Here is a 10731-nt window from a genome sequence, read left to right as displayed (position 1 = left end):
GTTTGCCCAGTTCTTGCGCAGCCTGTTGATTTTGCAGGCGAGTTTCCCCTTATTGCGCCTTGGAGAGGGCGCTGCAGGCCTCCGGGCTGGCAAAGCGGCCATAGATATAGCGCAGCCGGGTACCCAGCATCAGGGCGGCGGAGGTGAGGCCGACGATGAAGCCGACCCAGAACCCCTGGGGCCCCATCTGCGGCACCACCCAGTCGGTCAGGCCCAGGATCATGCCGGTGGGCAGCCCCAGTCCCCAGTAGGCGACGATGGTGACGTAGAAGATCGCCTTGGTATCCTTGTAACCGCGCAGGGCCGCCGCCGCCACCACCTGTACCGAGTCGGAGATCTGGTAGATGGCGGCGAAGAAGAGCAGGGTGGCTGCGAGGGTGATCACCTGCAGGTCCTCGGTGTAGATGGTGGCGATCTGCTCGCGCAGCAGCACGGTGAGGGCGGCGGTGGCGGCGGCCACCGTCATGCCCAGCATCAGGCCGGTGCGGGCCGCGACCCGGGCGTGATCAGGCAGCCCTTCGCCGATGCTGTGACCGACCCGGATGGTGACGCCCACCCCGATGGAGAGCGGCAGCATGAACACCAGGCTGGAGAAGTTGAGCGCTATCTGGTGGCTCGCCACCGTCTCCGCGCCAAAGGGGGCCAGCATCAGGGCCACCACGGTAAACAGGGTCACCTCGCAGAAGATGGCCATGGCGATGGGGAAACCCAACCGGAACAGGCGCCAGATCCGGCTGCCGTTGGGGCGCGCGAGCTGGGCGAACAGGTTGATCTCCTTGAAGTGGCGGGAGAGCTTCACATAGACGATCATCGCCAGCAGCATGGCCCACAGCACGATGGCGGTGGCCACGCCGCAGCCGACCCCGCCCAGTTTCGGCATGCCGAACAGGCCGTGGATGAAGATGGTGTTGGCCGGGATGTTGACCGCCAGCCCCACGAAGCCGATCACCATGGTCGGCATGGTGTGAGAGAGCCCCTCGCTGAAGTTGCGCAGCACCTGGAACAGCACGAAGGCGGGCAGCCCCCACAGGATGGCGTGCAGGTAGCCGGTGGTCTTGGCGGCCATCACGGGATCCACCTCCATGAACTGCAGCGCCAGCGGGCTGAAATAGAGCGCCACCATGGCGATGGGGGTGACCATCAGCGCCAGCCAGAAGCCCTGATGCACCGCCGGGCGCACCTCGTCCCGTTTGCGGGCGCCATTGAGCTGGGAGACGATGGGGGTGAGCGCCATGATGATGCCCTGCACCAGCAGGATCACCGGCAACCAGAAGCTGGAGGCCACCGACACGGCGGCCAGATCGACGGCGCTGACCTGTCCCGCCATCACGGTATCGACAAAGTTCATGGCGATCTGGGCCACCTGGGCGACCAGAATGGGGCTGGCTAGACGAACGAGTTGCCTCGCCTCGGACCAATAACGTTGCACTGACACCTCCGAGTGGATCAGATAAAGCGTAAAAAGAGCGGGTATCGGGAAGAGCCTTTGCACTCCGGAAGCGGGAGTGCAAAGTGCGGGGGGGTCATTCTAGCCTGAAATTCATCCGGGACGAAACGATTGGTGCAAGCCCGGGATCAGGCGTCTTCGTGATCGCTGATCAGCAGGTTGGCGGCGGCGTAGGCGGCCTGCTCGCGCAGATCCGCCGGCACCCGCTCGTCCGATGCCACGGCGTTGAGCGCCCTGATGGTGGCGGCGATGGCCTGCGGCACATAGCCCTGCTCGCCGGAGCCAATCTGGTTGTAGGCGATGCGAATGGCCTCACAGCATTGATATACCTGCATTTTTGTTTCCTTGTCAGCACTTGGTTGAATGCCGTCACTATAGCGATCGGCCACCTGCTTGTCAGCGGTTGCGCTTGTCTGGGTCGTGTGGCGAGGTTACCCTGCCTTTTTTCGTAGCAGGAGACGAGACATGTTCACCGGCATAGTGCAGGGGACCGCCGAACTGGTGGCCATCGAGGAGCTGCCCAACTTTCGTACCCATGTGATCCGCATGCCGAGCCCGACCTGGGGCGAGGGGCTGGCGCTGGGCGCCTCCGTGGCCCACAACGGCTGCTGCCTGACCGTCACCCGGGTCGAAGGAGAGCTGGTCAGCTTCGATCTGATGCAGGAGACCCTGCGCCTCACCAACCTCGGCCAGCTGCAGTTGGGGGACAAGGTCAACGTGGAGCGGGCCGCCCGCTTTGGCGACGAGATTGGCGGCCACGCCATGTCCGGCCACATCATGGGCACCGCGCAGGTGATCTCGGTCATCGACACCCCCAACAACCGGCAGGTGTGGTATCGCCTGGCCCCAACGCTGATGAAATACGTGCTGACCAAGGGCTACATCGGCATCGATGGCATCAGCCTTACCGTGGGCGAGGTGCGCGGCTGCGAATTTTGCGTCAACCTGATCCCCGAGACCCTGGCCCGCACCAACCTCGGCTGGGTCAAGGCCGGCTGGCAGACCAACATCGAGATTGACCCCCAGACTCAGGCCATCGTCGACACGGTGGAGCGGGTGCTGGCGGCCCGCCAATAAGGCGCAGGCGCGGCCGCTTAGGCAAAAAGGAAAGCGGGGCCCAGTGGGCCCCGCTTTGTTTTGCGCTATCCCCTGTCAGGGCGACTCAGAACATCTGTTCGTCGTCAGCATCCACGAAGAGTTGCAGGCAGTCGCGCGCCTCATCCCGGTGCAGTCGCAGGTGGATGGGGTTGCAGCAGGCCATGCAATCCTCATAAAACTCCTGATCCCCCTGGCTGGCATCCAGCTCGACCCGGGTATGATGGCCACAGTGGGGGCAGACGATGCGCTTGCTGGTGTACTCGATCATGATGACCTCCTCGGGCCCGTGGGCCGCCTCTCTCCCCAGATTCTAGCTGGATCGCACCTGCCTGACCGCGAGCAAGCGCACGATTATGACCGGGATCAAGGGAGGCAGGAGGTCAGTCCGCCAGAGCGTGGTTTATTTGACCCAGCTGGCCAGCATCTCGCTATTAAGCTCGGCCAGCGAGCGCAGCTGATGGTTGGCAATGGCCAGACGCGGGTCACCCACCAGCGCTGGGTACATGGGAACGATCAGCGCCTGCTGGTCGTTTACTTGACCCAGTTGGCCAGCATCTGGGCATCCAGCTCGGCCAGCGAGCGCAACTGATGGTTGGCGATGGCCAGACGCGGGTCACCCACCAGCGCCGGGTCCGGCACAATCAGCGCGGTCATGGAGGCCGCCTTGGCCGCCAGCAGACCGGTGAAGCTGTCTTCGATGGCGAGACAATGCACCGGCTCCACTCCCAGCTTCTCGGCGGCGTGGATATAGACATCCGGGTGTGGCTTGCCGAAGCGCTCCACCTCGGCGGAGTGAACCGCCAGGAAGCGATCGCGAATGCCGAGCTTGCCGAGCACGGCCTCCACCATGGCAAAGGGGGAGGAGGTGGCCAGACCGATTTTAAGGCCTTGCGCCTCGATGAGGTCGAGTGCCTCCAGCACGCCAGCCTTGGCCTGACCTTCGGAGAGGATCAGGGCGTTGACCCGATCCAGGATGCGCTGCACCACCTCTTCCTGGCTGGGGCCGCTCCAGGGGCGCAACCGATACCAGTGGGCGACCAGCTGATCGATGCGCACGCCTATGGTCGATTCGCAATCTTCCACCGTGTGGGGATGGCCCAGTTCGGAGAAGACAGCCATCTGGGCTCGTTGCCAAAAGGGTTCCGAGTCGATCAGAACACCATCCATATCGAAGATCACGGCAGTTAACATCTTGTACTCCTGACATAGGTGAAGGGGGGATTATAAACAAGGTGCCTCAATGCAAAAGGGGCATTGCCATGCCCCTTGCGCTGGATCATGCTGGCAAACGTTTGATTTCGTGTGCCAAAAAGTGGGCTTAGAACAGCACCTTGACGCCGGCCGCAACCGCTTTGGCTTTTTCTACCGCCTCGTCGCACTGCTTGGCTCGCGCCAGCGCCACGCCGAGCCGGCGGCGACCGGCGATCTCCGGCTTGCCAAACAGCCGCAGCTGGGCACCCGGCACCAGCGCCAGCGCCTCGCCAATCCCCTGATAGCGGATGTCCTGGCTGTGACCTTCGTGCAGCACCACGGCGGAGGCGCTCGGCCCGTACTGGGTGATGGTGCCGATGGGCAGCCCCAGAATGGCGCGCACGTGCAGGGCGAACTCGGAGAGATCCTGGGAGATGAGGGTCACCATGCCGGTGTCGTGGGGGCGCGGCGAGACCTCGCTGAACCACACCTCGTCACCCTTGATGAAGAGCTCGACCCCGAACAGGCCGTAGCCGCCCAGCGCCTCAACCACCTTGGCCGCTACCTCCTTGGAGCGGCCAAGAGCCAGTTCGCTCATGGCTTGCGGCTGCCAGGATTCGCGGTAGTCGCCATCTTCCTGGCGATGGCCGATGGGCTGGCAGAAGTGGATGCCGTCCACCGCGCGTACCGTGAGCAGGGTGATCTCGTACTCGAAGGGGACGAAGCCCTCGACGATCACCTTGCCACGACCGGCGCGACCGCCCTCCTGGGCATAGGTCCAGCTCTCGTCGAGTTTGGCGAGATCGCGCAGCACGCTCTGCCCCTTGCCGGACGAGCTCATCACCGGCTTCACCACGCAGGGCAGGCCGATGGTCTCGACGGCGGCGACGAACTCCTCCTTGCTCTGGGCAAAGCGGTAGGGGGAGGTGGGCAAGCCCAGCGTTTCGGCGGCGAGGCGGCGGATCCCCTCCCGGTTCATGGTGAGCTGGGTGGCGCGGGCGTTCGGCACCACCTTGACCCCTTCCTGCTCCAGGGCGGCCAGGGTATCGGTGGCGATGGCTTCAAGCTCGGGGATGATCAGATCCGGTTTGACCTCGTTGACCAGGGCGCGCAGGGCGGCGCCGTCCAGCATGTCCAGCACATGGGCTCTGTGCGCCACCTGCATGGCGGGGGCATCGGCATAGCGGTCGGCGGCGATCACCTCGATGCCGAAGCGTTGCAGCTCGATGGCGACCTCCTTGCCAAGTTCGCCGGAGCCCAGCAGCAGGGCGCGGGTTGCGCCGGGGCGGGTAGCGGTTCCAAACATGTGATCTCTCCTGATGTCGTGGGTGGTGATTGAGGGCCGCTATCGCACGAATAGCGGGCAAAAAAAGAGGCACGCATGGCGTACCTCAGGAAACGGATTTGTGGGCGCGCTGCTCCAGATGGGTGAGCAGGGTGATGGCGCCGATGATGATGGCGGCTCCCAGCCACAATCGGCCGGGCGGCACCCAGCCAAACACCAGCCAGCCGGCCAGCACGTTCATGGGCAGCTTGGCAAAATCAAAGGGTTGCACGAACGAGGCCTCGGCCACGCTGTAGGCGCGGGCGATGGACATCTGGGCCAGCGCCGACAGCACGCCGGAGGCGGCTACCAGCAGCCACTGGGCTTCGCTCGGCCATTGCCACTCCGGCAGCGCCAGCATGGCGTTGAACGGGGTGCTGAAGATGAGCAGGTAGACGACGATGGTGTGGGACGACTCGCTGGCAGCCTGATAGCGCACCAGCAAGGAGTAGCCGGCCCAGAACAGGGCCGCCGCCACCGGCAGCAGGGAAGCCCAGCTGAAATCGTCGGTCCAGGGGGCCAGGATCAGCATGGCGCCGACAAAGCCGGCCAGGGTTGCCAGAATGCGGGCCCGGCTCACCTGTTCCTTGAGAAAGAGGGCAGAGCCTAGGGTGGCAAACAGCGGCGAGGTCATCAGCAGCGCGATCCCCTGCCAGATGGGGACGGGGACCGCCAGCGCCCACAGCCAGAACTGGATGCCGACCACCGCCAGGGCAACCCGCAGCAGGTGCAGCCGCAGCTGGTTGGTCATCAGCGACTGGCGCAGGCCGTGGCGAATGAGCCAGGGCAGCAGACAGACCAAGGCAATCAGATATTGATGGAAGGCGACCTGGGTCGAGGGGAGGCCGAGCTTGAAGCTGACATACTGGCTCAGGCTGTTGACGGCGGCGAAGCAGAGGCCCGCTACCATCATCCAGACTGCACCGGCAAAGGGGGAGTGCCTGCGCGAGGGTGTCATGGGATCCGGGTCGCTGATAAAAGTGCGGCGGATCATAACGGCAATCGTTTGTTCTGCCAAGCCTTGGCGGGGCGTGAGAGAGGCGGCTGGCGAGAGAATGCACTACCATCAAAATTTTTGAATAAGTTGAGCATCTATTTTCGCTATCTGTATAGAAGCCCAATGTTTAGAGTGACCTCCATCGACAGCACCGCTGTTCAACCGACAACCTAATGGAGTTTCACCATGGCCAATATCCTCGTACTCAAGTCCAGCATCCTGGGCCAATATTCCCAATCCAACGCCCTGATCGACGGCTTCCTGGCCGACCATCAGTCCGACACCGTCACCGTGCGTGATTTGGCGGCCCTGAACCTGCCGGTACTGGATGGCGAGCTGGCGTCAGGCCTGCGCGGTGGTGAAAACCTCAACGAGCGTCAACTGGCAGTGCTGGCCCAGTCCGACGAGCTGATCGCAGAGCTCAAGGCGAGCGATCTGGTGGTGATTGCCGCCCCCATGTACAACTTCAACATCCCGACCCAGCTGAAGAACTGGATCGATCTGGTGGCCCGTGCCGGCGTGACCTTCCGTTACACCGAAATCGGTCCGGTCGGCCTGGTGGAAAACACCCGCGCCCTGGTGATCAGCCCCCGCGGCGGCATGCACGTCGGCAGCGCCACCGATCTGGTGACCCCCTACATGCGTACCGTGCTGGGCTTCATCGGCATCAAGGAGGTGGACTTCATCTACGCCGAAGGCATGGGCATGGGTCCGGATGCCCAGGCCAAGGGCATCGAGCAGGCCAAGGGCCAGCTGGAGACCCTGGCGCTCTGATCAAGAGAGCAACCAGCCACACGCCAGAAAGCAACAACGCAGCCCTCGGGCTGCGTTGTTTTTTTGGTGCCTGACCCGATGAAGCGGCCCGTCTGGTCAATCCCGCAGAAAGCGGCGACAGCCGCTGCCGATCATCAGGCAGACCACCACCAGGGAGCCCAGCAGCAGAGTAGTGAGCCACTGTTCGGCGCTGTCGGGCAGGCGGGGCGAGAGAAGGCTGATCATCAGCAAGGCACAGAGGGTGATCAGGCTGGCGGGACGGGTCAGAAACATCATGGGTCATCCTTGGCTACGGCTGGTGAAGAGAAGGCTAACCGCGGTCTGTGACAGCAAGATGTATCCATACCTCTTGCCGAAGGTCAGTTGACCGGGGTAGCCATCACCATAGCAGCTTTTGCCGCCGGAGCCAGCGGCATGGGCCGGGTTGTGATCCGGATCCCTATCTGAACTGCTTCTGATCTTCCTGATAGTGGAAATCGCCGCTGGCGAGCCGGGCGACCAGCGCCGCCTTGTCGAGATCCTGCGCCTTGCAGAGATCATCGAGATCATCAAAGCGATCACGCAGCTGCATGTTGACCAGGCTCAGCAGCATGTTGACGTCCATGGTGGCAAAGTTGTTGAGGTTCATGAGGGTCGCTCGTTATCCAGCAGATGAAGTTGTTCGATGGCATCGCTGACGCTTTGCAGGTGCAGACGGATGGATTGGCGCGCCTCGGCCGGCAGGTAGTCGGTGAGGGTGTGCTGCCAGCTGCCCGCTTCGCTCTTGAGCTGCTGGAACAGGGTGAGCCCCGCCTGGGTGAAGGAGACCAGGCTGACCCGCTTGTCGTGCTCGCTGCTCTCGGTGAACAGGATCCCTTTTTCCACCAGCCGGTGAATTTCGCGGGAGATCCGCACCTTGTCCATCCCGCTCGCCTCTACCAGCTCTTTCTGGCTGATGGGGTAGTGGGGGCCGAGCACCATCATCAGGCGCCATTGAGGCACCGTCAGCTGATAGCGTTGTTGGTAAAACTGTTCGAAGGTATCGCGCACCATCTCGGCGGCGTGTACCAGCTGATAGGGGGGATAGTGGGCAAGCAGCTCTATGATCTTTGACATATGACATCCTGCTGTGACGGCTGCATCGGGTGCAGTTTCTCTTGATACTTTGACCTTGATGATACGTAACACAGGGCCGTTTGTCTGAACAAGTACCAGAGAAATGTGCGGTTGCGCACGTCATCCGCCGCAACCGGGTCTATTCGAAGCTGGTTTTACTGTCGCCGGCTCAGCCTTTGCGCAGCCAGAGCAGGGCGTTGTGCTTGAGCCAGGCCTCGCGGCTTTGCAGGGTGTAGAGCGCCGCTTCGTCACGGCTGCCAGCCTGCCAGTTGTGGGGCTCCTGTTTGGGCAGCTTGCGCTGGCCCAGCAGACAGGCCGGTACATGGGCGTTGGCCTTGATAGCGGCGGCCAGCAGCGGCTGCGCGGCCTCGGCGCCAGCGCAGACGAACGTCATCAGCGCCTTGTTGTAGAGCAGCCAGCTGGAGGCTTCATCAAAGCGCACCAGCAGAGCCTGCAGGGCCGACCAGTCCCCTTGCAGGGCATAGAGGCTGGAGAGGGGATAACGGCAACCCAGCTCATCGGCCACACACAGCTCGAGCAGGGCCAGATATTCGCTGCGCGCCTGTTCCAGCTGGCCGAGGCGCAGCAGGCAGTCGGCCCGCCCGGCCCGGGCGGCCAGCAGGGGGCGCGCTTCGTGAGCACTCCAGCCATGGCCGGCAATCTGCTGCCAGAAGGCGGTGTCGAACAACGGCTCGGCGTCGGCAATCACCTTGTCAAACCAGCCGAGGCGGCTGTGCGGATCGCGGCTGGCATCGGCCAGTTCAAACCACTGCTGCCACTGCTCGGCCTGCTGGCTGTCCAGCGCCTGCTCCGTGCTCGGCACGGCCTGATACTCATCTAATTGCAGCAGCTGGTTGAGGGCGGTCTTCATGTTCTGGCGCTGACGCTTGCAGAACTCCATGAAGGGGAGGTCACTGCCGGCGGCCGCGTGCAGCATCTGCGCCATGGGCTTGTCGCGAAACAGGCTCAGCTCGGCGGCCAGGCTGAAACGGTACTGGGTGGTCGGATCGTTCAGATCCCTGGGCTTGGGCCAGGTGGCAAAGCCCTGGCTGAAGCCGTAACACCACTGACCGAGGGGGTGGCTCTGCTCGAACACCTGTTCCGGGCTCTCGGTGGAGAGGCGGCACTGGCTCGGCAGGGCTAGCTGGGCCTCATCGGCCTGGGTTTCCAGCTCGGCGATCAGGTGGCGCAGCGCCTCGGCGCTTTTTTCATCCAGCTCGGCGTCATGGGGCAACAGACCGGCCAGCGGGGCCTGCCAGTCAGGGGCATCCGGCCCGACCAGGCGGGCACACAAAAAGCCGTGCAGCGCCGGGTAGGTCATGTCCTGCCCACTGTGGGTCTGGATCCATTGATTGAGATGACGGGTACGAGTGGATGGATTCATCGACAGTTCCTCTGGATTTTGACAGCGGCGAAGTCTACCCAAAAGTGGGGTTATTTGCAGCAAAAGGGCGGCTGACTGGCGATTATATGGACACGCCCCGGCCAAAAGGCCCTGAAAATCACCCGCGAACAGGGCAAGGGACTAGGCCCTGTTACCGCTCTTGGGGTAACATGCGCGCCCATACAGGCAATGAAAAATTGGCCATCCGGACAATGAAAGAAGAGAACACCATGCTACAGATTGGCAAGATGAACACCCTTACCGTAGTCGAGCTCGAAGATCGGGGCGCCTGGCTGGCGGCTGGCGAAGAGTACGGCGAGCTGCTGCTGCCCAAGCGTCAACTGCCGGAAGGGGTGGCGGAAGGGGACGGCGTCAAGGTCTTCCTCTATCTGGATGCCGACTGCGAGCCGGTGATCACCACCGACAAGCCGTTTGCCATGGTGGACGACATCGTCGGCCTCAAGGTGGTCAATGCCAACAAGATTGGTGCCTTCCTCGACTGGGGCATGAAGAAGGATCTGTTCGTACCAAGCCGCGAGCAGAACAAGCCGATGCAGGTGGGCCATGTCTATCTGGTGCGGCTGATGCTCGATCACGAGGGGCGCATGGTGGGCACCAGCCGCCTCGAGCGGTTCCTGCGAACCGACAAACCCCCCTTCAAGGCCGGTGACGAAGTGACTGCCCTGCCTGGCGAGCGCACGCCGCTCGGCATCAAGGCCATCGTCAATGGCGAGTACTCCGGCATGCTGTTCAAGAACGAGGTGTTCGGCCGGGTGACCACGGGTCGTCCGCTGACCGCCTGGGTCAAGCAGGTGCGTGATGACGGCAAGCTGGATCTGACCCTGCAAAAGCCGGGTGTGGCACGGCTGGACGATGCCGGCGAGCAGATCCTGGTCCGACTCAAGAAGCAGGGCGGCAGCCTGGCGGTGGGCGACAAGAGCGAACCCGAGCTCATCTACAAGCTGCTCGGCATGAGCAAGGGCACCTTCAAGAAGGCCATCGGCGGCCTCTACAAGCAGGGCAAGCTGGTCATCGATGACTACAGCATCACATTGACGGGCGACGATCAGCGCGAAGGCGGCGAATAAGTGCCGAGCCCCTGCGTCGGTGCGTGCCGGGCGAAAGACGGTCTCTGCCTTGGCTGTGGTCGCACTCTGACCGAGATTGGTCGCTGGTCCGCCATGGAGAGCGAGGCCCAGCTGGCGGTGATGGCGCAGCTGGATGGTACCACCAGCACCCATCACTGCCCCGGCTGCGGTGAACCGGCCTTTTGCGCCGTGTCGGCTGGAGCCACCATCGACCAGTGCTGGTGCAGCCAGCTGCCGGCCCTGCCCATGGGGGAGGCCGATAGCTGCTGGTGCCGGCGCTGTCTGGCGAAGGCCATCGCGGCCCGGCCCTGAGCAACGATCACCGCAAAAGAA

The 10731-nt window shown here is 63.2% G+C and carries 14 protein-coding genes and 1 pseudogene; 4 read left to right on the top strand and 11 right to left on the bottom strand.

The features are described from left to right. Positions 1 to 49: 49 nt before the first annotated feature. A complete protein-coding gene (locus tag AB5Y98_RS19700; RefSeq protein ID WP_017764378.1) occupies positions 50 to 1429 on the bottom strand; it encodes an MATE family efflux transporter in 1380 nt (459 codons plus the stop codon). Positions 1430 to 1575: 146 nt separating this feature from the next. After that, the gene (locus tag AB5Y98_RS19695) at positions 1576 to 1782 is read right to left on the bottom strand and encodes a YaeP family protein (RefSeq protein WP_005301307.1); all 207 of its coding nucleotides are present in this window, start codon (positions 1780 to 1782) and stop codon (positions 1576 to 1578) included. Positions 1783 to 1912: 130 nt separating this feature from the next. Here AB5Y98_RS19695 and AB5Y98_RS19690 point away from each other — a divergent pair, with 130 nt between their 5' ends. Continuing rightward, positions 1913 to 2524 carry a riboflavin synthase subunit alpha gene (locus AB5Y98_RS19690; protein ID WP_139724478.1) on the top strand — a complete coding sequence of 204 codons (612 nt, stop codon included), beginning with the start codon at positions 1913 to 1915 and terminating at the stop codon, positions 2522 to 2524. 85 nt (positions 2525 to 2609) lie between these two features. On the opposite strand, the gene AB5Y98_RS19685 is transcribed toward AB5Y98_RS19690, so the two are convergent. From AB5Y98_RS19685 to AB5Y98_RS19665, 5 genes and pseudogenes are all read right to left on the bottom strand, one after another. Then, positions 2610 to 2813 (bottom strand): CPXCG motif-containing cysteine-rich protein, encoded by a 204-nt coding sequence (locus AB5Y98_RS19685; protein ID WP_005301298.1) that lies wholly within the window; start codon positions 2811 to 2813, stop codon positions 2610 to 2612. Positions 2814 to 2945: 132 nt separating this feature from the next. Then, positions 2946 to 3068, bottom strand: a pseudogene (locus AB5Y98_RS19680) (hexitol phosphatase HxpB); the annotation flags it as partial. An 8-nt stretch (positions 3069 to 3076) separates the two neighbouring features. Continuing rightward, positions 3077 to 3736 (bottom strand): hexitol phosphatase HxpB, encoded by a 660-nt coding sequence (gene hxpB / locus AB5Y98_RS19675; RefSeq protein WP_024941705.1) that lies wholly within the window; start codon positions 3734 to 3736, stop codon positions 3077 to 3079. Positions 3737 to 3863: 127 nt separating this feature from the next. Then, entirely contained in the window at positions 3864 to 5042 is a 1179-nt protein-coding gene (purT, locus tag AB5Y98_RS19670; protein WP_368232654.1) for a formate-dependent phosphoribosylglycinamide formyltransferase, read from the bottom strand. 85 nt (positions 5043 to 5127) lie between these two features. Further along, positions 5128 to 6018, bottom strand: a complete 891-nt coding sequence (locus AB5Y98_RS19665) for a DMT family transporter (protein ID WP_368232822.1) — start codon at positions 6016 to 6018, stop codon at positions 5128 to 5130. Between the two features lie 225 nt (positions 6019 to 6243). Here AB5Y98_RS19665 and AB5Y98_RS19660 point away from each other — a divergent pair, with 225 nt between their 5' ends. Next, a complete protein-coding gene (locus tag AB5Y98_RS19660) occupies positions 6244 to 6831 on the top strand; it encodes an FMN-dependent NADH-azoreductase (RefSeq protein ID WP_368232652.1) in 588 nt (195 codons plus the stop codon). Positions 6832 to 6927: 96 nt separating this feature from the next. Here AB5Y98_RS19660 and AB5Y98_RS19655 read toward each other — a convergent pair whose 3' ends face one another. From AB5Y98_RS19655 to AB5Y98_RS19640, 4 genes are all read right to left on the bottom strand, one after another. Next, positions 6928 to 7107, bottom strand: a complete 180-nt coding sequence (locus AB5Y98_RS19655; RefSeq protein ID WP_185450550.1) for a hypothetical protein — start codon at positions 7105 to 7107, stop codon at positions 6928 to 6930. A 163-nt stretch (positions 7108 to 7270) separates the two neighbouring features. Next, on the bottom strand, positions 7271 to 7459 hold the full coding sequence (locus AB5Y98_RS19650) for a DUF4250 domain-containing protein (RefSeq protein WP_016350843.1): 189 nt from the start codon (positions 7457 to 7459) through the stop codon (positions 7271 to 7273). Beyond that, complete coding sequence (locus tag AB5Y98_RS19645) at positions 7456 to 7926, bottom strand: MarR family winged helix-turn-helix transcriptional regulator (protein ID WP_005301279.1); 471 nt, start codon at positions 7924 to 7926, stop codon at positions 7456 to 7458. The genes AB5Y98_RS19650 and AB5Y98_RS19645 overlap by 4 nt, the downstream gene beginning before the upstream one ends. Positions 7927 to 8095: 169 nt before the next feature. Then, entirely contained in the window at positions 8096 to 9310 is a 1215-nt protein-coding gene (locus tag AB5Y98_RS19640; RefSeq protein ID WP_214455177.1) for a UPF0149 family protein, read from the bottom strand. On the opposite strand from AB5Y98_RS19640, the gene AB5Y98_RS19635 reads away from it, so the two are divergent. Continuing rightward, positions 9301 to 10398, top strand: a complete 1098-nt coding sequence (locus AB5Y98_RS19635; protein WP_017779730.1) for a S1 RNA-binding domain-containing protein — start codon at positions 9301 to 9303, stop codon at positions 10396 to 10398. The two genes, AB5Y98_RS19640 and AB5Y98_RS19635, sit on opposite strands and share 10 nt — an antisense overlap. Continuing rightward, positions 10399 to 10710 (top strand): DUF1289 domain-containing protein, encoded by a 312-nt coding sequence (locus AB5Y98_RS19630; protein WP_368232650.1) that lies wholly within the window; start codon positions 10399 to 10401, stop codon positions 10708 to 10710. It begins immediately after the preceding gene. Positions 10711 to 10731 lie beyond the last annotated feature (21 nt).

It is taken from the genome of Aeromonas sp. s3 (genome assembly GCF_040907805.1).
In the GTDB taxonomy this organism is placed as follows: domain Bacteria; phylum Pseudomonadota; class Gammaproteobacteria; order Enterobacterales; family Aeromonadaceae; genus Aeromonas; species Aeromonas dhakensis.
The sequence above is the reverse complement of the archived record's forward strand: the minus strand, read 5'-3'. Positions and strand labels throughout refer to the sequence as shown.